The 25062-nt window shown below is 62.3% G+C and carries 21 protein-coding genes; 20 read left to right on the forward strand and 1 reads right to left on the reverse strand.

The window, feature by feature from the left end:
- Positions 1-91: 91 nt before the first annotated feature.
- From NR126_RS17465 to NR126_RS17510, 10 genes are all read left to right on the forward strand, one after another.
- Positions 92-1729, forward strand: coding sequence for an ABC transporter substrate-binding protein (locus NR126_RS17465; RefSeq protein WP_027616168.1), 1638 nt, complete (start codon positions 92-94; stop codon positions 1727-1729).
- Between the two features lie 45 nt (positions 1730-1774).
- Positions 1775-2731: an ABC transporter permease gene (locus NR126_RS17470; protein ID WP_027616169.1), complete on the forward strand. Its 957-nt coding sequence runs from the start codon at positions 1775-1777 to the stop codon at positions 2729-2731.
- Entirely contained in the window at positions 2728-3603 is an 876-nt protein-coding gene (locus NR126_RS17475; protein WP_027616170.1) for an ABC transporter permease, read from the forward strand. Before NR126_RS17470 ends, NR126_RS17475 begins: the two co-directional genes overlap by 4 nt.
- 1 nt (position 3604) lies before the next feature.
- Positions 3605-5446: an ABC transporter ATP-binding protein gene (locus NR126_RS17480; protein ID WP_027616171.1), complete on the forward strand. Its 1842-nt coding sequence runs from the start codon at positions 3605-3607 to the stop codon at positions 5444-5446.
- Positions 5443-5751 carry a (2Fe-2S)-binding protein gene (locus NR126_RS17485; RefSeq protein WP_027616172.1) on the forward strand — a complete coding sequence of 103 codons (309 nt, stop codon included), beginning with the start codon at positions 5443-5445 and terminating at the stop codon, positions 5749-5751. Before NR126_RS17480 ends, NR126_RS17485 begins: the two co-directional genes overlap by 4 nt.
- Positions 5733-7124, forward strand: coding sequence for an NAD(P)/FAD-dependent oxidoreductase (locus NR126_RS17490; RefSeq protein ID WP_027616173.1), 1392 nt, complete (start codon positions 5733-5735; stop codon positions 7122-7124). Before NR126_RS17485 ends, NR126_RS17490 begins: the two co-directional genes overlap by 19 nt.
- Positions 7121-8275: an FAD-binding oxidoreductase gene (locus tag NR126_RS17495; RefSeq protein ID WP_027616174.1), complete on the forward strand. Its 1155-nt coding sequence runs from the start codon at positions 7121-7123 to the stop codon at positions 8273-8275. The genes NR126_RS17490 and NR126_RS17495 overlap by 4 nt, the downstream gene beginning before the upstream one ends.
- Positions 8272-9429 (forward strand): acetylornithine deacetylase, encoded by a 1158-nt coding sequence (gene argE, locus NR126_RS17500; RefSeq protein ID WP_256830721.1) that lies wholly within the window; start codon positions 8272-8274, stop codon positions 9427-9429. Before NR126_RS17495 ends, argE begins: the two co-directional genes overlap by 4 nt.
- Positions 9430-9674: 245 nt before the next feature.
- Entirely contained in the window at positions 9675-11132 is a 1458-nt protein-coding gene (locus NR126_RS17505; protein ID WP_256830722.1) for an NAD-dependent succinate-semialdehyde dehydrogenase, read from the forward strand.
- Between the two features lie 26 nt (positions 11133-11158).
- A complete protein-coding gene (locus NR126_RS17510) occupies positions 11159-12238 on the forward strand; it encodes a tartrate dehydrogenase (RefSeq protein ID WP_027616177.1) in 1080 nt (359 codons plus the stop codon).
- A 121-nt stretch (positions 12239-12359) separates the two neighbouring features.
- On the opposite strand, the gene NR126_RS17515 is transcribed toward NR126_RS17510, so the two are convergent.
- Positions 12360-13286: a glyoxylate/hydroxypyruvate reductase A gene (locus NR126_RS17515; RefSeq protein ID WP_105754919.1), complete on the reverse strand. Its 927-nt coding sequence runs from the start codon at positions 13284-13286 to the stop codon at positions 12360-12362.
- 274 nt (positions 13287-13560) lie between these two features.
- Here NR126_RS17515 and gabT point away from each other — a divergent pair, with 274 nt between their 5' ends.
- The 10 genes from gabT (at position 13561) to NR126_RS17565 (ending at position 24914) form a co-directional block, all read left to right on the forward strand.
- A complete protein-coding gene (gene gabT, locus NR126_RS17520; protein WP_256830723.1) occupies positions 13561-14853 on the forward strand; it encodes a 4-aminobutyrate--2-oxoglutarate transaminase in 1293 nt (430 codons plus the stop codon).
- 96 nt (positions 14854-14949) lie between these two features.
- Entirely contained in the window at positions 14950-15606 is a 657-nt protein-coding gene (locus NR126_RS17525) for an HAD family hydrolase (RefSeq protein ID WP_105754950.1), read from the forward strand.
- A gap of 45 nt (positions 15607-15651) precedes the next feature.
- Positions 15652-16140: an Lrp/AsnC family transcriptional regulator gene (locus NR126_RS17530; protein WP_027616181.1), complete on the forward strand. Its 489-nt coding sequence runs from the start codon at positions 15652-15654 to the stop codon at positions 16138-16140.
- Positions 16141-16503: 363 nt separating this feature from the next.
- Entirely contained in the window at positions 16504-17274 is a 771-nt protein-coding gene (locus NR126_RS17535; protein ID WP_256830724.1) for a DUF4198 domain-containing protein, read from the forward strand.
- 27 nt (positions 17275-17301) lie between these two features.
- Positions 17302-18507: a DUF1624 domain-containing protein gene (locus tag NR126_RS17540; RefSeq protein WP_105754916.1), complete on the forward strand. Its 1206-nt coding sequence runs from the start codon at positions 17302-17304 to the stop codon at positions 18505-18507.
- A 66-nt stretch (positions 18508-18573) separates the two neighbouring features.
- Positions 18574-19917 (forward strand): OprD family porin, encoded by a 1344-nt coding sequence (locus NR126_RS17545; protein ID WP_027616184.1) that lies wholly within the window; start codon positions 18574-18576, stop codon positions 19915-19917.
- A gap of 77 nt (positions 19918-19994) precedes the next feature.
- A complete protein-coding gene (locus NR126_RS17550; RefSeq protein WP_027616185.1) occupies positions 19995-20666 on the forward strand; it encodes an ABC transporter ATP-binding protein in 672 nt (223 codons plus the stop codon).
- Positions 20663-23140: an FtsX-like permease family protein gene (locus NR126_RS17555; protein ID WP_256830725.1), complete on the forward strand. Its 2478-nt coding sequence runs from the start codon at positions 20663-20665 to the stop codon at positions 23138-23140. Before NR126_RS17550 ends, NR126_RS17555 begins: the two co-directional genes overlap by 4 nt.
- On the forward strand, positions 23130-24200 hold the full coding sequence (locus NR126_RS17560) for a lipocalin-like domain-containing protein (protein WP_105754914.1): 1071 nt from the start codon (positions 23130-23132) through the stop codon (positions 24198-24200). The genes NR126_RS17555 and NR126_RS17560 overlap by 11 nt, the downstream gene beginning before the upstream one ends.
- Before the next feature lie 135 nt (positions 24201-24335).
- Positions 24336-24914, forward strand: coding sequence for a hypothetical protein (locus NR126_RS17565; RefSeq protein ID WP_027616188.1), 579 nt, complete (start codon positions 24336-24338; stop codon positions 24912-24914).
- The last annotated feature ends 148 nt before the right edge of the window (positions 24915-25062 follow it).

Below are 25062 nucleotides of genomic sequence, written 5' to 3' on the forward strand. Positions count from 1 at the left end.
ATGTTGTGGCGCCACCGTCGTTTGCGTTTCCAGGACGCTCCGGACATCCGCGAGCACTCGAACCTTCTCTTTTTCGACAGGTACAACAGTGATGACTGACAACAATAACGACCCCAAACTGATCTCCGGCCAGGAAAGCCTGCGCGTGTTCGAGGGCCTCAACCGCGGCATGTCGCGTCGCAGTGCGCTGCAGATGCTCGGGGTAGCGGGTGTCGCCGCAGCGGGTACCGGCAGCCTGTTCAGTGCCGCCGGCAAGCTCTTCGCTGAGGAAGCCACGCCGGCTGGAAAAGGCAAGCCGGGTGGACGAATTCGCGTTGCCGGGATGTCCAGCTCGACCGCCGACACCCTCGATCCGGCTAAAGGTGCGTTGTCGACCGACTACGTGCGCCACTTCATGTTCTACAACGGTCTGACCCGTTTCGATTCGCACCTGGTGCCCCAACTGGAGCTGGCCGAGCGCATCGACAACACCGATGCCACGCTGTGGACCATCACCCTGCGCAAGGACGTGACCTTCCACAACGGCAAAACCCTGAGCGCTGCCGACGTGGTGTTCTCGCTGTCGCGCCACAAGGATCCGCTGACCGGCTCCAAGATCATGCCGTTGATGGAGCAGTTTGCCGAGATCAAGGCGACGGGCACCAACGAAGTGCAGATCCGCCTGAGCGCGCCGAACTCCGAACTGCCGTCGATCCTCGCCGTGTCGCATTTGCTGATCGTTCCGGAAGGCACCACCGACTTCAATCAGGGCATCGGCACCGGGCCGTTCAAGGTCAAGGAATTCAAGCCGGGCGTACGTTCGATTGCAGCGCGCAACACCGGCTACTGGAAACCGGGCCTGCCGTACCTCGACGAGATCGAGTTCATCGCGATTTCCGACGAGCCTTCGCGAGTCAACGCGTTGCTGTCCGGCGACGTGCATATGATCAACGAGGTTAACCCGCGTTCCACCAGCCGGATCAAGGCCAGCGCCAAGCACCGAGTCGTCGATGCACCGTCGGGCAACTACACTGATTTGATCATTCGTCAGGATCAGATGCCGGGCAAAAGTGCCGAATTTACCCAGGCCATGAAGCACCTTCTGGACCGCGAGCAGGTCAAGTCGGCGGTCTTCCGTGGTTTCGCCGTCGTGGGTAACGACCATCCGATCGCGCCCGGTTCGCGTTACTACAACGCCGACCTGCCGCAGACCGTCTATGACCCGGAAAAAGCCAAATTCCTGCTGAAGAAAGCCGGCATGGAAAACATCAGCATGCCGCTGGTCGCTTCCCCAGCTGCCACCGGCTCGGTGGACATCGCCGTGCTGTTGCAGCAATCGGCGAAGCAGGCCGGGCTCAAGCTCGACGTCAACCGGTTGCCGAGCGACGGCTACTGGTCCAATCACTGGATGAAGCACCCGTTGAGCTTCGGCAACATTAACCCGCGGCCGAATGCCGACGTGATGTTCTCGCAGTTCTTCCAGTCCAAGGCCCCCTGGAACGAGTCCGGCTGGCAGAACGAGCAGTTCGATCAGTTGCTGATGCTGGCGCGCGGTGAAACCGACGATGCCAAGCGCAGCAAAATGTACGCGGACATGCAGACGCTGGTGCATGACCACTGTGGTATCGGCGTTCCGGTGTTCATCAGCAACATCGATGGGGTGGACCAGCGTATCAAGGGCTACGGCAGCAACCCGCTGGGTGGTTTCATGGGCTACATGTTCGCCGAACAGGTCTGGCTGGATGCTTGATGGGTGGTCAGGTAGTACGTCAGGGACAGTGCAGGAGGGTAGGCGATGAATAGCAACACACTGTGGTTGATCGGCCGGCGTCTGGGCGCCGCGATCGTGACTTTGTTGATCGTGTCGATGGTCGTGTTCGCGATCACGGCAGTCCTTCCCGGAGACGCGGCGCAGCAATCGCTCGGGCAGTTCGCCACGCCGGAACAGGTGGCGGCATTGCGCCTGAAACTGGGGCTCGATCAACCGGGTGTGGTGCGTTACCTGCACTGGTTGATGAACCTGCTCAGTGGCGACATGGGGCTGTCGGTCTCCAACGCCATGCCGGTCGGCGAACTGATGGCCGGTCGGGTGCCCAACACGCTGATGTTGGCTGCTGCCACGGCGCTGGTCTCGGTGCCGGTGGCGCTGATCCTGGGCATCGGCTCGGCGATGGGCCGCGGCGGGCGTATCGACAGCTTCCTGAGCTTCTTCACCCTGGCCATGGTCGCCGTTCCGGAGTTCCTGGTGGCGACCCTGGCAGTGCTGATTTTCGCGGTGAACCTGGGCTGGTTGTCGGCGCTGTCCTATGCCAGCGACATCACCTCGCCCTGGCAATTCCTGCGCACTTACGCACTGCCGGTGATGACCCTGTGTTGCGTCATCGTCGCGCAAATGGCGCGCATGACCCGGGCGGCGGTGATCGACCAGCTCGACAGTCCATACGTGGAAATGGCCAGGCTCAAAGGTGTCAGTCCGATGCGCATTGTGCTGCGCCATGCGCTGCCCAACGCCATCGGCCCGATTGCCAACGCAATTGCCCTGAGCCTGTCGTACCTGCTGGGCGGGGTGGTGATTGTCGAAACGATCTTCAACTATCCCGGTATCGCCAGCTTGATGGTCGATGCCGTGACCAATCGTGACATGGCGCTGGTCCAGGCCTGCACCATGCTGTTTTGCACGGCGTACCTGGGGTTGGTGTTGATTGCCGACCTGTGCGCGATTCTGTCCAATCCGAGGCTGAGAAACCAATGAACAATCTCATTGTGAAATCGACGCCTGCAGCGCCCGACCTGTCGGTGGGCAAGGTGTCTCATGGCCCGGCGTGGCTGGGCCTGATCGGGGCTGCTATGTGCGTCATCTGGCTGCTGGTGGCGTTTCTCGGGCCGTGGCTGGCGCCGCACCCGGTGGGCGAAGTGGTCTCCGACAATGTCTTTGACAGCATCAGCGCCCTTTACCCATTCGGCACCGACTATCTGGGCCGCGACATGCTCAGCCGTGTGCTGGTCGGCGCCCGCTTCACCGTGGGTCTGGCGCTGATCGCAGCCGTCCTGGCCAGCGGCCTGGGCACCGGTTGTGCGCTGCTGTCGGTGGTGTCACCGAAGTGGCTGGACGAAGTCATCAGTCGCTTGATGGATGCCTTTATCTCGATTCCGAGCAAGATGCTGGCGCTGATCATGGTCTCCGCGTTTGGCTCTTCGGTGACCTTGCTGGTCTGCACCGCGGTGCTGAGTTTCACCCCTGGCGCGTTCCGCATCGCCCGCAGCATGGCGGTGAACATTGAAGCGCTGGAGTACGTGCAAGTCGCCCGTACCCGTGGCGAACGTCGGTTGTACATTGCCTGTGTGGAAATCCTGCCGAACATGCTCAACCCGGTGCTGACTGACCTGGGCCTGCGTTTTGGCTTCATCGTCTTGCTGCTCAGCGGCATGAGCTTCCTCGGCCTCGGCGTGCAACCGCCGGATGCCGATCTCGGCTCGCTGGTGCGGGAAAACATCGGCGGCCTCAACCAGGGCGCCCCGGCCATCGTGATTCCGGCGCTGGCCATCGGCACCCTGACCATCGGTGTGAATCTGTTTATCGACAGACTGTCGTCCCGACGTAGTCGCCGTACGGGAGGGCATTGAAATGAGTGAATTGATTCGAGTTGAAGACCTGCGTGTGGTCGCCTGTGGCGAGCGCGGTGAAACGGAAATCGTCAAAGGCGTAAGCTTCGCCCTGAAAAAAGGTGAAGTGCTGGCGCTGATCGGCGAGTCCGGATCCGGCAAGACCACCATTGCCCTGGCCCTGCTGGGTTACGCCCGGCGTGGTTGCCGGCTGTCCGGTGGCGTGGTGCAGGTCGGCGAGCACAATATGCTTGCGTTGAGTGAGCATGAGTTGCAGGGCCTGCGCGGCAATCGGGTGTCGTACATCGCGCAAAGTGCGGCGGCGGCATTCAACCCGGCGAAAAAACTGATCGATCAGGTGGTGGAAGGGGCGTTGATCCATGACCTGGGCACCCGCGCCGTGCTCGAAGCCAAGGCCATCGAACTGTTCCGCGACCTGGCCCTGCCGGATCCGGACAACATCGGTCAGCGCTACCCGCACCAGGTGTCTGGCGGACAGTTGCAACGGGTGATGGCAGCCATGGCGCTGATCAGCGATCCGTTGCTGGTGGTGCTCGACGAACCGACCACGGCCCTCGACGTGACGACCCAGATCGACGTGCTCCGCGCGTTCAAGCGTGTGGTGCGCGAGCGTGGCGCGACGGCGGTCTACGTGTCCCACGATCTGGCGGTCGTCGCGCAAATGGCCGATCAGATCGTCGTGCTCAACGGTGGGCGGATTTTCGAGCAGAGCGCCACCGCGCCGTTGCTCAAAGGGCCGGCCCACGAATACACCCGCAGCCTGTTGGCGGCGGCGCGGCCGGACACCACAATTCGTCCGCCGAGCGACGTTGCCGAAGACGAACCGCTGCTGACTATCAAGGGCCTGACCGCCGGTTACGGCAACAAGAATGCCCAGGGCATGCCGTCGATTCGGGTGCTGGAAGACATCGATCTGACGGTCCGCCGGGGCCAGGCCATCGGTGTGATCGGTGAGTCGGGCTCGGGCAAATCGACCCTGGCGCGGGTGGTGGCGGGGTTGCTGACGCCGGCCCTGGGCGGCTTGACCTTTGATGGCAAACCTCTGGGCGGCAGCCTGTCGACGCGTACCGATGATCAGTTCCGGCGGATCCAGATGGTCTTCCAGAACGCCGACACGGCGCTGAACCCGATGCACAGCATCAGCACTATCCTGAGCCGGCCACTGAAGATGTATTTCGGTCTCAAGGGCGCGGCATTGCGCGAGCGCGTCGGCGAATTGCTGGATCTGGTGCGCTTGCCCCGGACCCTGGCCGAACGCCGGCCGAACGAGCTGTCGGGCGGGCAAAAACAACGGGTCAACCTGGCGCGCGCGCTGGCCGCCAAGCCGGATCTGATCCTCTGCGATGAAGTGACCTCGGCGCTGGATACCGTGGTGGGTGCGGCGATTCTCGAGCTGCTGCGCGACCTGCGCCAGCAACTGGGGGTTTCCTACCTGTTCATCAGCCATGACATTTCCACCGTGCGGGCGCTGTGCGACGACATCGTGGTGATGTACAGCGGGCACAAAGTCGAAGCCGGCAGCCGGCAATCGTTTACCCAGGCGCCGTTCCATCCGTACACCGACCTGTTGATACATTCGGTGCCGGAACTGCGGCAGGGCTGGCTGGAAAACTGCGGCACCGCCTGCGAGGCGTTGCCACCGATCGGCCCGAAGGCCAACGTGGCGGAGCTTTGCACCTTCCTCAATCGTTGCCCGGTGCGAGTCGACGGCCTGTGCAATCGAACGGCGCCAAACCGACGCAACATCGACGGCGGCAGTGAAATTCTCTGTCACCACGATGGCGCCGAGTTGAGCAGGACCCAGCAGAATTTGATCACCATGACCCAGGGAGCCTACGCATGAAGGGGCGTTTTGTGAGGCTGGCGGAGCAGGGCAGACCGACCGTCAGCTTGAAGGTCGACGGCGCGCCGGTCGAGGCGCTGCAAGGCGACACCCTGATGGTCGCGTTGCTGACCCAGGGCAATGCGTTGCGCCAGTCGGAGTTCGACTCGGGCCGCCGCGCCGGCTTCTGCCTGATGGGCGCCTGCCAGGATTGCTGGGTCTGGACTCGCGCCGGTGAACGTCTGCGAGCCTGCTCCAACGAAGTCCGCGAAGGGCTGGATATTGTCACCACACAACCGGAGGCGACATGGCCACTGCGCGGTTGAGCTCCAGGAAAGTTGTCATCGTCGGTGCCGGGCCGGCCGGGGTTCGCTGCGCCGAGACCCTGCTGGCGGCGGGAATCACGCCGATCCTGATCGATGAAAATCGCCGCGATGGCGGACAGATCTACCGCCGTCAACCCCAGGGTTTTACCCGCGACTACAGCGCCCTGTATGGCAGCGAAGCCGCAAAGGCGCAAAACCTCCACGAAAGCTTCGACCGTTTGCGCGAGCGTATTGACTATCGCCCGGACACGCTGGTGTGGAACCTGACGCCGGGGCAACTGTACTGCGTCAGCCAGGGGCACCACTCGACGGTGGACTACGACGCGCTGATCCTCTGCACCGGCGCCACCGACCGCTTGATGCCGATCGAAGGCTGGCAGTTGGCGGGCACCTACAGCCTTGGCGGGGCGCAGATTGCGCTCAAGTCGCAGGCGGTGTCGATTGGTCACAGTGTGGTGTTCATGGGCAGCGGGCCGTTGCTGTACCTGGTCGCCAGCCAATACCTCAAGGCGGGGGCCAAGGTGGCGGCGGTGCTCGACACGTCGGCGCTGAGCAAACGCATCGGCGCGTTGCCAAAATTGCTGGCTCGCCCCGGCGTGCTGTTCACCGGCATGAAACTGCTGGCGCAGTTGTACCGGGCGAAGATCCCGGTGCACCTGGGCGTTCGCCCGCAGCAGGTACTGGGCGATGCGGCCAATGGCGTCAGCGGCGTGCGGGTGCTCACCGCGCGCGGCGAGACATTGAACCTTGACTGCGACGCGGTGGCCCTCGGTTACCACTTGCGTCCGGAAACCCAGTTGGCGGATCTGGCCGGTTGCCGCATGCGCTTCGACGAGGCGTCCGGCCAATGGTGGCTGTCGGTGGACGAAGAAGGCCGGACCACGGTCAACGGTGTCTACGCTGCCGGTGACGGCTCGAAAATTCGCGGTGCGGACGCCGCCGAACATGCCGGGCGGCTGGTGGCGATGGCGCTGCTGGAAGATCTGCAGCAACCGGTCAACGCCGGCGTGCGTGATCAGCAGCGTCAGGCCCTGGCAGCAATGGACCAGTTCCGCCTCGGCCTGGCCCAGGCGTTTCCCTGGCCCGCCGAGCAAGCCAAGGCCTTGCCCGACAGCGCCATCGTTTGTCGTTGCGAGATGATCAGCGCCGGTGAATTGCGCCGCACCGTCAGTGAGAAGGGCGCTTGCGAGGTCAACCGGGCGAAAGCCTTCAGCCGGGTCGGCATGGGCCGCTGCCAGGGGCGTTACTGCTCTCAGGCCGGGGCCGAAGTCATCGCCGCGGCGGCGGGCGTCAGTGTCCAGCAGGTCGGCCGGCAACGCGGCCAAGCCCCGGTCAAACCCTTGCCGATGGTGATTATCGAGGAGCCTTCATGAGTCCGCAAAAAAGCGATGTGCTGATTATCGGCGGTGGCCTCATGGGCGCGGCCTCGGCGTTTTTCCTGCGCCAACGCGGACAGTCCGTGACCCTGCTGGAGCGCGACCAGATCGGTCAGTACGCCAGCGGTGTGAACTTCGGCAATGTCCGGCGCCAGGGGCGCTACCTGGGGCAACTGGAATTGGCCAACCGTTCCTGGGCGCTGTGGAAGCGCTTGCCGGAACTGATCGACGATGACCTGGAATTCATCGCCAGCGGCCACATGCGGGTGTGTTATCGCGAAGACGAAATCCCTGAGCTGGAGGCCTATGCCGCTGCACCGGAAGCGGCGCAGCTAGACCTGAAAATCTATCGCGGCGCCGAGTTGCACCAGCGTTTTCCGTTCCTCGGGCCGGACGTCAAGGGTGGCTCCTATGCCCCCCACGATGGTCACGCCAATCCACGTCTGGCCGCCCCGGCGTTCGCCCGGGCGGCACGGCGACTCGGCGCACGCATCGAAGAGCAGACGGAAGTGGCCGAAGTGCAGAAGGTCGGCGGCGAGTTCCGCGTGAGCACCACCGATGGTCGTCAGTTCTGCGCTGCCCAGTTGCTGATCACCGCTGGTGCGTGGGGGCAGAAACTGTCCGAGCAGTTCGGCGAACCGGTGCCGCTCGACACCCACGGCCCACAGATGGCGGTCACCGAACCGGTGCCCTATGCCTTGCCGACGGTGATCGGGGTGTACACCAAAATTCCCGAGGAAGTGATTTATTTCCGCCAGATTGCCCGTGGCAACATCGTCATCGGCGGCGGCTATCGCAGTAAACCGGACATGCTCAATCGTCGGGCATACGTCGAGCCGCGCAGCATCCTCAACCAGATCCGGCAGATGCGTCGCCTGCTGCCAGGCGCCGAGAACCTCAACATCATCCGGGTCTGGAGCGGCATCGAAAGCTATCTGCCGGACTCGCTGCCGATCATGGGCCCCAGTGGCAAGGTCGATGGTTTGTACTACGCCTTCGGCTTCTGCGGACACGGCTTCCAGCTGGGCCCGGGGGTGGGTGACGTGATGGCTGAGCTGATCAGCACGGGCAGTACCAGCACCTTGATCGAGCCGTTCTCGATTCGCCGATTTGCCCACTTAGCCGAGCAGCGGAGCCAAGCCTCATGAAACCCCGTGTACTGGAAATTCTCACACGCCTGATGGCCTTCGACACGGTCTCTTCGGAGTCGAACATGGCCCTGATCGAGTATGTGCGCGATCTGCTGCTGAGCAAGGGCATCGAGTCGCTGATCGTCAAGGATGCCACCGCGAAGAAGGCCAACCTGTTCGCCAGTACCGGCCCGCAGGACAAGCCGGGGATACTGCTCTCCGGACACACCGACGTGGTGCCGGCGGCCGGCCAGGCCTGGACCTTTCCCGCCTTTGCAGCGACGGTGCAGGATGGACGGATTTACGGGCGTGGCAGTTGCGACATGAAGGGCTTCATTTCCCTGGCCATCGACGCCATGCTCGAGGCGGCCGACCATTCCCTGAGCCGACCGCTGCAACTGGCGTTGTCCCACGACGAAGAGATCGGCTGTGTGGGTGTGCGGCGCTTGCTGGACGTGCTGCACCTGGCACCGGTGCGGCCGTTTTTGTGTTTGATCGGTGAGCCGACCAACATGCAGTTCGTCCTCGGGCACAAGGGCAAGGGCTCGTACCGAACCTACTGTCGGGGCCTGGAGGCGCATTCCTCGCTGGCGCCGCTGTCGGTCAACGCGATTCACGTGGCCAGCGACTTTATCGCGCTGTTGCGCCAGAGCCAGCAGCAGTTGCAAGCCGAGGGCGCGCGGGATGGCGATTACGATGTGCCTTACAGCACGGTGCATGTCGGGCAGATCGGCGGCGGTCGTGCGCTGAACATCGTGCCCAACCTGTGCACCCTGGATTTCGAGGTGCGCAACTTGCCGGGCGATGACCTGGAGCAGATTCTGGCGCAGATGCAGGAAGGCGCCGAGATGATTGTGCGCGAAGCCAAAAAGCTCTCCAGCGTGGCGGCCATCGAGATTGAAACCCTCAATGTCTATCCCGGCCTGGACACTCACCCGAGCGTCGAAGCAGTGCGCTTCCTGAAAAACTTCGCGGCGCCGGATACCGCGACGTCCAAGGTCTCTTTCGGCACCGAAGGCGGCTTGTTCCGGCAGCGTCTGGATGTGCCGGTGGTGGTCTGTGGCCCGGGTTCGATCGAGCAGGCACACAAGCCGGACGAGTTTATCGAAATCAGCCAGATGCAGGCCGGGGAGCGTTTCCTGGGTGGATTGCTCGGTTCGCTGAAACTGTAGGAGATCCCCCGCCGCAAAAAACCTGAGACCGCCGCGTGCATTCAGGACAGCAGCGTCATCGTTGACGATCTTCACTGCGATGCGGCGGCGCGACAAGCCAGCGCCTGCAAGGGATTGGATGGGACATGCAAATCTGCCGTTGCTCCGCCAATTTCAGCATCCAACACCGTCCGCCAGGCGCTTTCGGCATCCTTATCTGTCACGTCTCCCTAGACTGAAAGTCTGTTTCGGATCAGGACGCGACCATGCTCAAGAATCGTTTGAAAGACCCCAGCCTTTTGGCGGAGCTCGCCTATGTCGACGGGCAGTGGATTGGCGCCGATGACGGTGCGACTCTGGATGTCATCGACCCGGCCAGCGGCGAACTGCTCGCTCGCGTGCCGGCGATGCAAGGCGGGGAAACCCGGCGTGCCATTGAGGCGGCGGACAAGGCCTGGCCTGCCTGGCGTGCACGTCCGGCGGCGGAGCGCGCGGCGCTGCTGGAGCGCTGGTATCAAGCCATGATCGACAACCTCGATGACCTGGCGCTGATCATGACCAGTGAACAGGGCAAGCCGTTGAACGAGGCCAAGGGCGAGATTCGTTATGGCGCCGGCTTCGTCAAATGGTTTGCCGAAGAGGCTCGGCGGGTCTACGGCGAAACCATGCCGGCCCCCAGTGGCGACCGTCGATTGTTGACCCTCAAGCAACCGGTGGGTGTCTGCGCGGCAATCACCCCGTGGAACTTCCCCAACGCGATGATCACTCGCAAGTGCGCTCCGGCACTGGCTGCCGGCTGCCCGATCATCGTCAAGCCGTCTGACCTGACGCCGCTCTCGGCGCTCGCGCTGGCGGTACTGGCCGAACGCGTCGGGATTCCGGCCGGGGTGTTCAACGTGCTGAGCGGCATGCCCGTCGGCATTGGCGAAGAGCTGACCGGCAACCCGACCGTGCGTAAGATTTCGTTCACCGGCTCCACCGCCGTGGGCCGCTTGCTGATGCGTCAGAGCGCAGAACACATCAAGCGCTTGAGCCTGGAGCTGGGCGGCAACGCGCCGTTCATTGTCTTTGACGATGCGGACCTTGAACAGGCCGTGGCCGGGATCATGCTCAGCAAGTTTCGCAACGCCGGGCAGACCTGTGTCTGCGCCAATCGGATCCTGGTGCAGGACGGAATCTATGAGCGCTTCGCCCAACGGCTGGTCGAGGAAGTCGGCAAGCTGCGTGTCGGCAATGGCCTGGAAGCCGATGTGACCATCGGCCCGCTGATCAATCAGGCCGCCGTGAGCAAAGTCGCGCGGCACATCGACGATGCCCTGAGCCAGGGCGCGCAATTGCTGTGCGGCGGTATTCCACGCGGCGACGGTCAATTCGTGCAGCCGACGGTGTTGGGCGATGCCCATGCCGGCATGCTCCTGGCCAATGAGGAAACCTTCGGCCCGGTGGCGCCGTTGATGCGTTTCACCGACGAAGCCGAAGCCCTCGCGCTGGCCAATGCCACGCCTTACGGTCTGGGTGCCTACTATTTCACTCAGGATCTGCGGCGCTCCTGGCGGTTCGGCGAGGCGCTTGAGTTCGGCATGGTCGGCCTCAATACCGGGATCATTTCCATGGAGGTCGCGCCGTTCGGCGGCATCAAGCAATCGGGCCTGGGTCGCGAGGGCAGCAAATACGGCCTGGACGAATACCTTGAAGTCAAAGCCTTCCACATCGGCGGCTTGTAATTCACTGACACGGGGAAGCACAACTGATGAGCAAGGTATTCAAGATCGCCGCGATTGCTGGCGATGGTATTGGCAAGGAAGTCCTGCCGGAAGGGTTGCGGGTGCTGGAGCAGGCGGCGAAGAAATGGCAGCTGGAGTTGAGCATCGAAGTGCTCGACTGGGCGCACTGCGATTACTACCTGGAACATGGGCAGATGATGCCCGAGGACTGGTTCGAACAGCTCAAGGGTTTCGACGCCATTTACTTCGGCGCCGTCGGTTGGCCGGACAAGGTGCCCGACCATATTTCCCTGTGGGGCTCGTTGCTCAAGTTCCGGCGTGACTTCGACCAGTACGTGAACATTCGTCCGGTGCGGCTGTTTCCCGGGGTGCCGTGCCCGTTGGCCGGCCGCGCGCCGGGGGACATCGACTTCGTGGTGATCCGCGAAAACACCGAAGGCGAGTATTCGTCGGTCGGCGGCAAGATGTTCGAAGGCACCGAGCATGAATTCGTGCTGCAAGAGTCGGTGTTTACCCGCCGTGGTGTCGACCGGATTCTCAAGTTCGCTTTCGATCTGGCCCAGACCCGGCCACGCAAGCGGCTGACGGCGGCGACCAAGTCCAACGGGATTTCCATCAGCATGCCGTATTGGGATGAGCGCACCGCACTGATGGCGGCCAAGTACCCGCAAATCACCTGGGACAAGCAGCACATCGATATCTTGTGTGCGCGCTTCGTTCTGCAGCCGGATCGCTTCGATGTGGTGGTGGCGTCGAACCTGTTCGGCGACATCCTCTCTGACCTCGGTCCGGCCTGCGCCGGGACCATCGGCATCGCGCCATCGGCCAACCTCGATCCCGAGCGGCGGTTCCCGTCGCTGTTCGAGCCGGTGCATGGTTCGGCACCGGACATCTACGGGCAGAACATCGCCAATCCGATCGCGATGATCTGGTCCGGAGCGCTGATGCTCGATTTCCTCGGCAATGGCGACGAGCGTTATCGCGCGGCGCATGACGGGATTTTGCAGGCGATCGAGCGGGTCATCGCTGACGGGCCGATCACCCCGGATCTGGGCGGGAAGGGCTCGACACAGGATGTGGGCAAAGCCATCGCCGATCTGCTCTGATCCACCACAACCCTTGTAGGAGCGAGCCTGCTCGCGATAGCGGTCTGTCAGTTGCATCAATGTTGGCTGACAGGTTGCAATCGCGAGCAGGCTCGCTCCTACAGGGGGATCATGGTTTAACTCAATAACCCTGCTCACGGTCAATCTGGCCGACCATTGGCTCACCCCGCTCGAAGCGTCGGATATTGTCCAGCAACACCCCAAACGCGCTCTCAGGCTGAGTCATCGCCGCGATATGCGGCGTCAGCAGAATCTGTGGATGGTCCCAGAACGGGTGATCGGCCGGCGCCGGTTCTTCCTGCAATACATCCAGTACCGCGCCGCCAAGTTGGCCGCTGTCCAGCGCTTCCAGCAGATCACTTTCTACGAGATGTCCGCCACGGCCCATGTTGATCAACGCCGCGCCGCGCGGCAGTTGTTGGAACAGCTGGCGATCGAGAATACCCTGGGTCTGCTCGGTCAATGGCAGCACGCACAACAGAATGTCGCATTGGCTGAGAAACGCCGGCAGTTGCTCGCTACCGGCATAGCACTCCACACCCGGGATGTGATGAGCGCTGCGAGCCCAGCCTTTGAGTTTGAACCCCAGCGGTTGCAAGGTCGTGAGAATCTGTTGGGCCTGCGCACCGAGCCCCATCACGCCAACCCGACGTGTGTGCGCGGGCTGCAGCATGTGCGCCTGCCAACAGCGAGCCACCTGCTGCTGGCGATAACGCAGCATGTCCCGGTGCAGGCTGAGTACGGCAAAGCTGGCGTACTCGCACATGCCGCGGGTTATGCCGGGATCCAGCAGGCGCACCACGGGTAAATGCGCTGGCAGGCTCGCGAGGTCGAGTTGATCGACGCCGGCGGACAACGCGAACAGCACCCGTAGATTCGGCAACCTGGTTTCCAGATCGTCCGGTGCCTGCCATGCGGCCAGGTACTCGATGTCGTCGGGATTGCCGATGTCCGGCCAGGCGCGCCATTCGATATCCGGGGCGTGTTCGGCGAACAGCGCTTTCCATTGTTCGCCGCGCACCGGGTCAGCTTTGTAAAGCAGGGCCATGGTCAGTTCCTGGAGGTATGAAAGTGATCTCATGATCGCGCAAATGGCAGCGCAGGATCTGTCGAAAGCATTGATTCAAACGGTTCGCGCCACGCCAGATCGGCCGCATCGCAGCAGATTCGGCGGGGTGATGGAATCTGCCGTTTGGCAGGGTGAAAACAGTCGATCCGAATTTCTCAGGACGCAAGTTCGGCGTAGTTCGTTCCGCGCAGCACGTAATCTGAACACCATCTGCAATCACCTCCGGGCTGCCGGACTCACGATGGGAAATGCCATGAACAGCCAAGTCGACCAAACCCCTCATTTGCTCCGTCAGCGCGAACAATTCGTGCCGCGGGGCCTGGTGACCGCTCATCCTTTGGTGATCGATCGTGCCCAAGGTGCCGAGCTGTGGGACGTGGACGGCAAGCGTTACCTGGATTTTGTCGGCGGCATCGGCGTGTTGAATATCGGGCATAACCACCCCAAAGTGGTCGCGGCGGTGCAGTCGCAACTGCAGAAGGTTTCCCATGCCTGCTTCCAGGTCGTTGCCTATAAGCCGTACCTGAATCTGGCCCAGCGCCTGTGCGAAATGATCGGCGGTCAAGAACCCTACAAGGCTGCGTTCTTCACCTCCGGCGCCGAAGCCGTGGAAAACGCGGTGAAAATCGCCCGGGCACACACCAACCGTTCCGCAGTCATTGCCTTTCGTGGCGGTTTTCACGGCCGCACGTTGCTGGGCACCACCCTCACCGGCATGAGCCAGCCGTACAAACAGAACTTCGGCCCCTTCGCGCCGGAGGTCTTCCACACGCCGTACCCCAACGCCTACCGTGGCGTCAGCGGCGAGATGGCGCTTCAGGCGCTGGACGAATTGTTCGCCACGCAAGTCGCACCCGAGCGAGTGGCCGCCATCATCATCGAGCCGGTGCAGGGCGACGGTGGCTTTCTCACGGCGCCGAAGGAGTTTCTGCAGAAGCTGCGCGCCCTGACGCAGAAGCACGGCATTGTGTTGATTCTCGATGAAATCCAGACCGGGTTCGGGCGTACCGGCAAATGGTTCGGCTTCCAGCATGCGGACATTCAGCCCGACCTGGTGACCGTGGCCAAGAGCCTGGCAGGTGGTCTGCCGTTATCCGGCGTGGTCGGCAAGGCCGAGATCATGGACGCTCCGTTGCCTGGCGGCCTGGGCGGCACCTATGGTGGTAATGCGTTGTCCTGCGCGGCGGCATTGGCGGTCATCGAGGCTTATGAAGAAGAGCAATTGCTGGTGCGCGGTGAAGCGCTGGGTGAGCAGTTGCGCCAGGGGTTGCTGGGCTTGCAAGGGCGCTACCCACAGATCGGCGACGTGCGCGGCACCGGCTTCATGTTGGCGATTGAGCTGATCAAGAACGACGAAGCGCGCACACCCGACGCCGACCTCAATCAGCGGCTGATCGACGAAGCGCGCAAGGGTGGCTTGCTGGTGATCAAGTGTGGCGTGCATCGCAACGTGATGCGGTTCCTCGCACCCTTGGTGGCGACTCCGGCCCAGGTCGAGGAAGCGCTGCAGATTCTGCAAACGGCTTTGGCACGGGTATTGAACTGACGTGCTACCCGCTCCGGGACGGTGTCGTCAGGCATCGCCCGTGAGCGTTTATGGAGCATGGGTTGATGGAATGCATCATTGGAGGCTGTGTACACCATGGGGCTGACTGATTATCAAGCGCTGCTCATTGACTGCGATGAAGTCCTGGTCGACCGCGACTCAGGCGTCTGGGCCGCGTTGCAACCGCTGCTGGACAGTCGGGGCGGGCAGCCGGACAAGGAGCAGGTGCTGGCTGAATACAATGAGGTGGTGCGGGCGCTGTATCCACGCTTTGGTGAGCTAGGCTTCAGTGGATTGCTGTGTTTCGCCCATCGCCAGTTGGCCGAGCGCTGGGGGCTCAAAGCCAGTTGGGAAGAGGGCATGAGCTTCGCCCGCTCGGCGGCTGGCTGGTCGCTGTTCGAAGATGCACCGGGCGCGATGTTGTACTTGCGCAAGTTCTACCGGCTGCTGGTCAAGGGTGACCGGGATGCCGAGGATCGCGGTGTACTCTGCGAGCGCCTGGGGATCATGGCCGACGATTTCATTTCCCTGGCCAGCGACCCGCTGAAGGACCCGGATTGGTTGCAGGCCAACGATCTCGAGCCGGCCGGAATTCTGCTGGTGACCCGGCCTCCCGCCAGCGACGCGGTGGATACCGACGTGTGCCTGATCTGTCGCGGACGGCGCCAGCAACCCAAGCCGTGTGCCACGGCGTATTGCATTAACAGCATGGCTGATCTGGTCGCTCAGCATCAGCTGTCTTTACGGCGCTGATTTTGCTAGAAGATTGTCTTACAAATGGCAGTCACGAGGTACGCAATGGAAGGTTTAGTCAAACTGGACCGCATCGACATCAGCATCCTGGTAGAGCTGCAGAAAGACGGGCGCATGACCAATGTCAGCTTGGCCGATGCCGTGGGGTTATCGGCCAGCCCCTGTCTGCAACGGGTCAAGCGGCTGGAGTCGGCCGGCTACATCTCCAGCTACAAGGCGCACTTGAACCTGGCGAAGATCACCGAGTCGGTGACGGTCTTCACGGAAATCACCTTGAGCGACCACAAGCGCGAAGACTTCGCCAAGTTCGAGTCGAACATTCGCCTGGTGGATGAAGTGCTCGAATGCCATCTGATCAGCGGTGGCTACGATTATCTGGTGCGCTTCATGACCCGCAGTATCCAGCACTATCAGGAAGTGATCGAAAGCCTGCTGGACAAGAACATCGGCATCTCCAAATACTTCAGCTACATCGTCATCAAATCCCCCGTGCTCAAGGACGGTGTACCGCTGCGCAAGTTGCTGCGGCACTGAAGCATCCTCTCTGTGAGCCCTGTCAGCGATGGGGCCATCAGTCACACCGCATCAACTTCATCGCCAGCAGGCTGGCTCCTGCAATTAGTGCTGCGGCGCGCAATGCACCGTGTTTGGACATCTCGCCGCGCAAACCCGCAAACCCGCCTCATCCTCGCGCAAGCCGCATAAACATCTGTTTCGACCGGCAAAAACAGTTTCCGATCGCCCCGCACCCGCCCATTACGGAACAAATCGTCAAAGTCCCTGCGTTGTAATGCTTGCAGGAAGTGGGGCGCGGTTTGTGAAAGTCGCTGATTCCGCAAGGATGAAGCGCCAGCAACGAATCGTTGAATAACACCAATCGGAGCGAAAAAAATGCGAATGAGCAACGCAAAAGCACTATTGGGTTACGGCGTCTTCCTGCTGGCCGCCAGCAGCGAAGCACACCAGATCTGGTACGAACAACCACCGGGGCAACCGCTGTCGTTGTACTACGGCGAGTATGAGAAAAACGTGCTGGAAGTCACACCGGGCGGGATGGACCGGTTCGTGCAACTTCAGGGTTGGCCGGCAGGTACTCCCTCCCGGGCACTGCCCCTGACCTTGCAGCGTCAGGCCTTCGCGGTGGCCCATCAGGGCGCCGGCGATGATTCACTGCTGGCTCAGGACGCGCATTATCCGATCTTCGATCTGCATGAAGCGGGCAAGTCCCTGAAGACCTACTGGACACCCGCCACGCGCTGGGTCGGTGACTTGCGTGCCCGGGTACCGGAGCTGGCGCTGGACATCGTGCCCACCGGCCAGGTCGACGGCAACACCGCGCAATTCCAGGTGTTCTATGCACACAAACCGCTCGCCGAGCAGGACGTGGTGCTGGAAGTCGGGTCGGGTGAAGTGGTCACTCGGCGCACCGACAAGAACGGCAAGGTCAGTTTCGATTTGCCATGGCAAGGGACCTATGTGGTCGCCGTCGAATACAAGGATCGCAGCGCCGGTGAGCGGGTCGGCCCCGATGGTAAAACCGAGCCGTTTGACCTGAAGAGCTTCAGCTCGACGCTGTCGTTCTATCGCACCCAGGGTCAGCCATCGTTGCCGCGGGCACCGTCGCAGCTGCCAGCCTCCGAGATCGCCCGGTTGAAAAAACAGGCCTGACCCCACGTTCCTCCAGGAGTGAGCACTATGTCCCAATCTTCAGGATTGGCCGGGCAGGCGGGAAGTATTTCCCCGGCGCTGGCTACCCCCGCTGTAAAGGCCAACACGCGGATGTTGGCGATCGACGCGCTGCGCGGTTTTGTCATGCTGTTGATGTTGATTGACCATGTACGGGAAACCTTCCTGCTGCACCGTCAGGTCACCGATCCGATTGACGCGTTAAGCGTGACGCCGGACCTGTATTTCACCCGGATGCTCAGCGAGATTTGCGCCCCGGCGTTTATCTTCCTGACCGGTCTGTCGGCGTGGCTCTACAGCCAGAAACACACCGCCAGTGAAACCTCGGTGTTTCTGCTCAAGCGCGGATTGTTCCTGGTGTTTCTGGAAATCACCTTCGTGTGTTTTGCCTGGAACGCTGAGTTTCCGCCCAAGACCCTCTGGTTGCAGGTGATCTGGTGCATCGGCATCTGCATGATCGTGCTGGCCGGACTGCTGCACTTCAAGCGCAGTTGGCTGATCGTGCTCGGGGTGGCGATTGTCGCAGGGCACAACCTGTTCGATAACGTCACGGTGGGGCCTGAGTCGCCGTTCTTTGTGCCGTGGTCGATTCTGCATCAGCGCGTATTTATCGACATCACCGAGTTCACCCGTGCTCGCACCACCTACCCGGTATTGCCGTGGATTGGTGTGATCGTGCTGGGCTGGGCCATCGGGCCGTGGTTTGGCAAGGACATGGATCCCAGCGAGCGTTTGTCCCGTCTGCTCAAACTTGGCGCGGGCCTGCTCGTGGCGTTTGTGTTCATCCGTTACCTGAACGTTTATGGCGAGAAGCCTTGGGTGCAGACCGGTGATTCGTTGCGCACGTTCATGAGCTTCATGAGCGCCAAGAAGTATCCACCTTCGCTGATGTTCCTGATGCCGACCCTGGGGTTGAGTCTGCTTCTGCTTGCACTGTTCGAGAAGCTCCAGGATCGCTGGACGACCTCGACGCTGGCGATTTATGGCGGGGCGCCGATGTTCTTCTACCTCCTGCATTTGTACGTGCTCAAGGCCATGTACCTGGTCGCAGTCGCCATCTGGGGTGCCAACCAGGGCCAGTACTACGGCTTCGATGATCTGCCCATGGTCTGGTTGTGGAGTGCGATTCTCGGGGTCTTGCTGTTCTTCCCGACGCGCTGGTTCGCGGCGCTGAAGCAGCGCCGTCGCGACATTGCGATCCTCAAATACCTCTGAGGCACCCAACGGTGTCCCGCCGGCCGGCGGGACACCTTGCAGATCCTGGTTCTGTGGAGTTGCACCTTGAAAACTTTATCGACACACACCCTGCTATTAGCATTGGGCGGGCAGTCGCTGCTCGCCTGCGCGTCAGAACAAGACACCGCCAAGGGATTCGTCGAGGACAGTCAGTGGAATCTGCTCAACCGCAGTGTCTATGACCGTCGCGACTACGAACATGGCTCGCTGAGCAACGGCGCGCGCAACGCCTACAAACCCCGCGCCGAACGCAGTGACCTTGCCGAAGAATGGGCCTACGGGCTGATGGCCGACTTCACCTCGGGTTTCACTAGAGGGACGGTAGGCTTCGGTGTTGACGCTCACGCCTACTCCGGGTGGGAACTGGACAGCGGCGGCGGGCGAGCAGGCAAGGCGCGGCTGCTGGGCGTCGACAATGAGGGCCATCCGAAGGATGAATTCAGTCGCGGCGGCGCCGTGGCCAAGTTGCGTTTCTCCTCGACGGAATTGCGTTATGGCGAGCAGCGGGTGAAAACCCCGGTGTTCGGTTCATCCGACAGCCGCCTGTTGCCCGAAACCGCCACCGGCTGGCTGTTGACCAGTCGCGAATTGCCCGCGACTACCTTGTACGGCGGGCACTTCACCGAAAGCACGGACCGCAATGCCAGCAGCCACGACCAGGGCTTTGTGGTCAATTACTCCAACGCCAGGCAGGGCAACAGCTTTGACCTGGTCGGGGTACGCAACACGGCAATCAAAGGGCTCAATGCCAGTCTGTTCAGCGCCGTCTACGACGACACCTGGCGTCAACAGTACCTGGGTGCGCTCTACACCCTGCCCACGGCACAGGGTCAGGACCTCACCTTCGACCTGAATCTGTACCACACGCAGGACACCGGCAAAGCGTTGTCAGGGCGGATCGACAACACCACCTGGAGTTTGCTGACGACCTACAGGTTCGGTGCCCACAGCTTTGGCGTGGGGTATCAAAAGGTCGACGGCGACACGCCCTACGACTATGTCACTCGCGGTGCGATCTACCTGAGCAATGCCGTGGCGTTGTCGGACTTCAACGCCCCGCAGGAAGCGTCCTGGCAAGCCCGTTACGATCTGAACCTGGCCGGCTATGGCGTGCCCGGTCTGACGTTCGGTGCACTCTACGTGCGCGGCAGTGGCATCGACGGCAGTCACATGGACCCCAATGGCGGTTACAGCTGGCTGGGATACGGCAAGGGAGGCAAACACTGGGAGCGCGACGTGCAGGCCAAGTACGTGGTGCAGTCCGGGGTGGCGAAGAACTTGGCGTTTACCCTGCGTCACGCGGTGCATCGTGGCAACGCCGCGCAAGCGGAGCTGGATGCCAACCAGATTCGCCTGGCAGTCGAGTATCCGCTTGGGGGGAAGTTCTGAAGTAAGCGACAAGCTTGCGGCGTGCGGCGTGCAGCTCCTATGCTGACTTCTCCGCCTCCACTCTGCGAACTACGCCAATGCTTGAGGTCCGAGACGTCTTCAAAAGCTACTCCACGGCCCAAGGCCCGCTGCCGGTCTTGCAGGGTGTCGATCTGCGACTGGAGGCGGGGAGCAGTCTGGCGTTGATGGGGGAGTCGGGGAGCGGCAAGAGTACCTTGCTGCACCTGGTGGCGGGGCTCGATCGGGTGGATCGCGGCGAGATTACACTGGATGGGCAGGCGCTGGCGTTGATGAGCGAGCGTCAGTTGGCGAATTGGCGGCGGCTGCAGATTGGCCTGGTGTTCCAGCAGTTCAACCTGATTGGCAGTTTGCGGGTCGAGGACAATCTGGCGTTTCAGGCGCGGTTGGCCGGGCGCCTGGATCAGGGGTGGCTGGCGCAACTGGTGGAGCGTCTGGGGCTGGGGGATTTGCTCCAGCGTTATCCCGAGCAGTTGTCCGGTGGTCAGCAGCAGCGGGTGGCATTGGGGCGGGCCTTGGCGTCGCGCCCGTGCTTGTTGCTGGCCGATGAGCCTACCGGCAGCCTCGATGAGCACAGCAGCGACGAAGTGCTCGACTTGATGCTGGAATTGCTGGCCGGCACCTCGACGCGCTTGCTGATGGTCACCCACAGTCCGCGGGTGGCGGCGCGATTGGCCCAGCGCGTGATGCTACAAGGTGGCCGCCTGGTCGACCCTGGCCCGCCGTCATGAACGTTCTGCGCGAAACCCTGCGCGCACTGCTCAGTCATTGGCGCCAGCACCCGGTGCAGTTTTTCAGCGTGCTGACCGGCCTGTGGCTGGCCACCGGATTGTTGACCGGGGTGCAAGCCCTGAACACTCAGGCGCGCGACAGTTACGCGCGGGCCAATCAGTTGATTGGCGGCGAGCCCCAGGCCAGTTTGAGTGCGCCGGATGGGGCGAATTTTTCCCAGGACTGGTTTGTCGCACTGCGTCAGGCCGGCTGGCCGGTATCGCCGACGTTGCAGGGGCGGCTGTCGCTCAAGGGGCACGAAGGGCAGCGCTTGCAACTGCTGGGCATCGAACCCTTGTCGCTGCCGGTGGGCTCGGCACTCGCCGGTCAGTCTCTGGATCTGCCACAAATGGTTGACTTCATCAGCCCGCCGGGGCGCACCTGGATCGCCCCGCAAACCCTGCAGGCGTTGGGGCTGCGCGAGGGCGATCAACCCCAGGCCAGCAACGGCCAGGCGCTGCCTGCACTGCACAGTCAGGCGGATATGGCCCCCGGTGTGCTGCTGGTGGACATCGGCGTCGCGCAGCAGGTTCTGGCTTTGCCCGGGCAGGTTTCACGTCTGTTGCTGTCCAAGGAATTTGCCACCAGCGACCGGCCCTTACCTGAAGCCTTTCATACGCGCTTGCAGTTGAATCACGGCAGTGATGAAAACAACCTGGCGCGTCTCACCGAAAGTTTTCATCTGAATCTCGACGCCCTGGGGTTCCTTTCCTTTGTCGTCGGTTTGTTCATCGTCCATGCCGCCATTGGCCTGGCGCTGGAGCAGCGCCGTGGCCTGTTCAGAACCCTGCGCGCCTGCGGCGTCAGCGTGCCGATGCTGGTGCTGTGCCTGAGTCTGGAGTTGGGCGCCCTGGCCCTGCTGGGCGGGCTGTTCGGTGTGGTCAGCGGCTACCTGTTGGCCAGCGTGTTGCTGCCGGATGTCGCTGCCAGTCTGCGTGGATTGTACGGCGCTGAAGTGGCGGGGCAGTTGAGTCTCAGTCCCTGGTGGTGGCTCGGTGGCCTTGGCGTCAGCCTGTTCGGTGCGTTGCTGGCCGGGGTCGACAGTTTATTGCGTGCGGCGCGCTTGCCGCTGTTGGCCCTGGCCGATCCCCAGGCCTGGCGTCAGGCCCATGGCCGCTGGTTGCGGCGTCAGGCTCTGGTGGCTTCGATTGCGGCACTGATTGGGTTGCTGTCCTGGGGTTGGGGCGACAGCCTGGGCAGTGGATTTGTCCTGCTGGCAGCGCTGTTGTTGGCGGCGGCACTGGGCTTGCCGGTGCTGCTCGATGCGCTGCTGCACCGCGCCAGACGCCACACTCGCTCGGTGCTCGGCCAATGGTTTGTCGCCGATTGCCGGCAGCAGTTGCCGGCGTTGAGCCTGGCGTTGATGGCGCTGCTGCTGGCGCTGGCCGCCAACATCGGTGCCGGGAGCATGACCGCCGGTTTTCGCCAGACCTTCAGCGACTGGCTGGAGCAACGCCTGAGTGCCGAGTTGTACATCAGCCCGCAGAACCCGGCGCAGGCGCTACAGGTGCAGCAATGGTTGGCGCAACAGAGCCTCGCGACCGTACTGCCCAATTGGCAGGCCTCGCTGACGCTGCAGGGCTGGCCGGCGGACCTGTACGGGGTGATCGACCATCCGACCTATCGTCAGCATTGGCCATTGCTCGAAGCCCTGGGCGACGCCCCCTGGGACCAACTGGCAACGCAGGACACGCTGATGCTCAGTGAGCAACTGGCGCGGCGCCTCAAGCTGCGCCTGGGCGACCGGCTGACCATCACCACACCCCAAGGGCAATGGTCGCCGCAATTGATTGGCATCTACGCCGACTATGGCAACCCCAAGGGCCACCTGCTGGTGAGTGCCGAGCACTTGCTGCAGCACTGGCCCACGCTTAGCCCCAATCGCTTCAACCTGTACCTGGAGCCGAGCGCGATACCGGCATTGCTGACGGCCCTGCACGCCAACGTGGCCATCGACGACAGCCGAATAGTCGATCAAGCCCGTCTCAAGGGCTGGTCGAGCCAGGTGTTCGAGCGCACCTTTGCCGCCACCGCCGCGCTCAACAGCCTGACCCTGGGCGTGGCGGGCGTCGCATTGTTCATCAGCCTGTTGACCCAGAGCCAAAGTCGCCTGGGGCAGTTGGCGCCGTTGTGGGCGATGGGCGTCACGCGGCGGCAACTGATGTTGCTCAACCTTGGCCAGACCTGGCTGTTGGCACTCTTGACCCTGCTTCTCGCGGTACCCTTGGGATGGGTCCTGGCCTGGTGCCTGAACACGGTGATCAACGTGCAGGCCTTCGGCTGGCGCTTGCCGATGCGGGTGTTCCCGTGGCAGTTGGCGCAACTGCTGGGATTGGCCATGTTGGCGACCCTGTTGGCCTCGGCCTGGCCGCTGTTCAGCCTGTACCGCACCCAGCCTGCGGACCTGCTCAGGAGCTTCGCCCATGAGGATTAAGTGGCTGCTGACGGTATTGCTGCTGTTGAGCGGCTGTGATCAGCCCGCCGACACCGGGCAAGGCTTCGCCGGGCTGGGCAGCGAAGCGGCGGCATTCAGTCAGGTCACGCCGGGGCGGGTGTTTAGCTTCCCCGCCGACCACGGTGCGCATGACGGTTACCGCGTCGAATGGTGGTACCTCACCGCCAACCTCAAGGATGCCGAAGGCCGCGAATTCGGCGTGCAGTGGACCTTGTTCCGTAATGCCCTGAAGGCCGCTGCGGAGCAACCCGGCTGGGCCAGCCAGGTGGTCTGGCTGGGCCACGCCGCAGTGACTTCGGCCACCACCCAACATGCCGCCGAACGCTATGCCCGAGGCGGCATCGGCCAGGCGGGGGTGAGCACCGTGCCCTTTGCCGCATGGATCGATGACTGGCGCCTGAGCAGCCAATCCGCGTCTGGCGATCCCTTGGCCGCGTTACGGGTCGAGGCCAGCGGCAAGGGTTTCAGCTACCGCTTGCAGCTGACTTCCAACCGTCCGTTGGTGTTGCAAGGGGATCAGGGCTACAGCCGCAAATCCGCGCAGGGCCAGGCGTCGTATTACTACAGCCAGCCATTTCTGGCCGCCAGCGGCAGCCTGGAAATCGACGGCACCGTGTATGAGGTCGGCGGCCCGGCCTGGCTCGACCGTGAGTGGAGCAGCCAGCCGCTCAGCGCCGGGCAAAGCGGTTGGGACTGGTTTTCCCTGCACCTGGACAGTGGCGCGCAGGTGATGCTGTTCCGCGTGCGGCAAACGGACGGTCAGGCGTACGTGAGCGGCACCTGGATCGACCCCCAGGGGCAGGCCAGCCCGTTGACTGGCGCCGATGTGAGCCTGACGCCGCTGGCCAACACAACGGTTGCGGGCCGCACCCTGCCGACGCGCTGGCAGTTGAGGATTGCGGCACATGGCCTGGACATCAGCGCCTCCGCGTTGAACCCGAATGCCTGGATGGACTTGCGGATTCCTTACTGGGAAGGGCCGGTGCAGTTGAACGGGAGCCACGGCGGCAGCGGTTATCTGGAAATGACCGGCTACTGAATGCGCCAATTGCACGCAAGCGCCGGATGTTTCAGGAAATCTACTGATCTATGTCTATGCTCACTCAGCACACCAGACTTTAGGCTAGAGCTGACAGTCAATGTCCCCATTTCTTAGTACAGGGAAGGTATCACCATGAAGCTTCATGCACTGACCAAAGCCATTACCCTCGCGACGCTGCTGTCCACCGGCAGCCTGTGTGCCTACGCTGCCGAAATTCCATTTTCCGAAGTGGTGGTCGCCAATCAGATAGAGACCAAGGTGGTCTCCGTCGATGCGGCCAATCACCTCGTGGTGCTTGAAGGTAACGGGGGCAAGCCGGTCTCGATCCAACTCAGTGAGCAGGCCAAGGACCTGGGTAATTTGAAGGCGGGCGACACGGTGAGACTGGATGTCGTGCGCTCGGTCGTCGCGCTGCTCGACACCGATATCGATAAAGGCTTGCCCGGCACGGTCGAGCGCGTTGGCGAAATCCGTGCCACGGCGGACAACCCTAATCCAGGTGGCACCGCTTATCGTCAGGTCAAGGTGCAGTTGAAAATCACCGCCATCGACGTGAAGAAAAATGAAGTGACGCTGCAAAATCCTGAGGGCCTGAAAAAGACGGTGGTCGTGGAAAAACCCGAGCTGCAAGCCAAGCTGAAAGACCTCAAGGTCGATCAGAGCGTGAACGTGGTTTACACCGATGTGTTGAAGGTGACGACCCTGCGTTAAACGCTGCGCTACGAAAAAAAAAGCGACACCCGCCGAGGCCGGGTTTCGCTTTTTTTCGTTTATGGGCATTGGTGAAATAGGTTGTGAGAAATGTTCAGAAATTTACAACGGACATATCTGCCAGTTTGCATTAATATTACCGCCGTTC

This window comes from Pseudomonas sp. Pse1 (genome assembly GCF_024519635.1).
Classification (GTDB): Bacteria; Pseudomonadota; Gammaproteobacteria; order Pseudomonadales; family Pseudomonadaceae; genus Aquipseudomonas.

Coding starts and splice junctions, on each gene's coding strand:
- argE (WP_256830721.1), top strand. CDS start 8,272: ATGAAACCCCGTGTACTGGAAATTCTCACACGCCTGATGGCCTTCGAC.
- NR126_RS17530 (WP_027616181.1), top strand. CDS start 15,652: ATGGAAGGTTTAGTCAAACTGGACCGCATCGACATCAGCATCCTGGTA.
- NR126_RS17560 (WP_105754914.1), top strand. CDS start 23,130: ATGAGGATTAAGTGGCTGCTGACGGTATTGCTGCTGTTGAGCGGCTGT.
- NR126_RS17505 (WP_256830722.1), top strand. CDS start 9,675: ATGCTCAAGAATCGTTTGAAAGACCCCAGCCTTTTGGCGGAGCTCGCC.
- NR126_RS17535 (WP_256830724.1), top strand. CDS start 16,504: ATGAGCAACGCAAAAGCACTATTGGGTTACGGCGTCTTCCTGCTGGCC.
- NR126_RS17485 (WP_027616172.1), top strand. CDS start 5,443: ATGAAGGGGCGTTTTGTGAGGCTGGCGGAGCAGGGCAGACCGACCGTC.
- NR126_RS17555 (WP_256830725.1), top strand. CDS start 20,663: ATGAACGTTCTGCGCGAAACCCTGCGCGCACTGCTCAGTCATTGGCGC.
- NR126_RS17510 (WP_027616177.1), top strand. CDS start 11,159: ATGAGCAAGGTATTCAAGATCGCCGCGATTGCTGGCGATGGTATTGGC.
- NR126_RS17550 (WP_027616185.1), top strand. CDS start 19,995: ATGCTTGAGGTCCGAGACGTCTTCAAAAGCTACTCCACGGCCCAAGGC.
- NR126_RS17475 (WP_027616170.1), top strand. CDS start 2,728: ATGAACAATCTCATTGTGAAATCGACGCCTGCAGCGCCCGACCTGTCG.
- NR126_RS17490 (WP_027616173.1), top strand. CDS start 5,733: ATGGCCACTGCGCGGTTGAGCTCCAGGAAAGTTGTCATCGTCGGTGCC.
- NR126_RS17540 (WP_105754916.1), top strand. CDS start 17,302: ATGTCCCAATCTTCAGGATTGGCCGGGCAGGCGGGAAGTATTTCCCCG.
- NR126_RS17465 (WP_027616168.1), top strand. CDS start 92: ATGACTGACAACAATAACGACCCCAAACTGATCTCCGGCCAGGAAAGC.
- NR126_RS17495 (WP_027616174.1), top strand. CDS start 7,121: ATGAGTCCGCAAAAAAGCGATGTGCTGATTATCGGCGGTGGCCTCATG.
- NR126_RS17525 (WP_105754950.1), top strand. CDS start 14,950: ATGGGGCTGACTGATTATCAAGCGCTGCTCATTGACTGCGATGAAGTC.
- NR126_RS17565 (WP_027616188.1), top strand. CDS start 24,336: ATGAAGCTTCATGCACTGACCAAAGCCATTACCCTCGCGACGCTGCTG.
- gabT (WP_256830723.1), top strand. CDS start 13,561: ATGAACAGCCAAGTCGACCAAACCCCTCATTTGCTCCGTCAGCGCGAA.
- NR126_RS17480 (WP_027616171.1), top strand. CDS start 3,605: ATGAGTGAATTGATTCGAGTTGAAGACCTGCGTGTGGTCGCCTGTGGC.
- NR126_RS17470 (WP_027616169.1), top strand. CDS start 1,775: ATGAATAGCAACACACTGTGGTTGATCGGCCGGCGTCTGGGCGCCGCG.
- NR126_RS17515 (WP_105754919.1), bottom strand. CDS start 13,286: ATGGCCCTGCTTTACAAAGCTGACCCGGTGCGCGGCGAACAATGGAAA.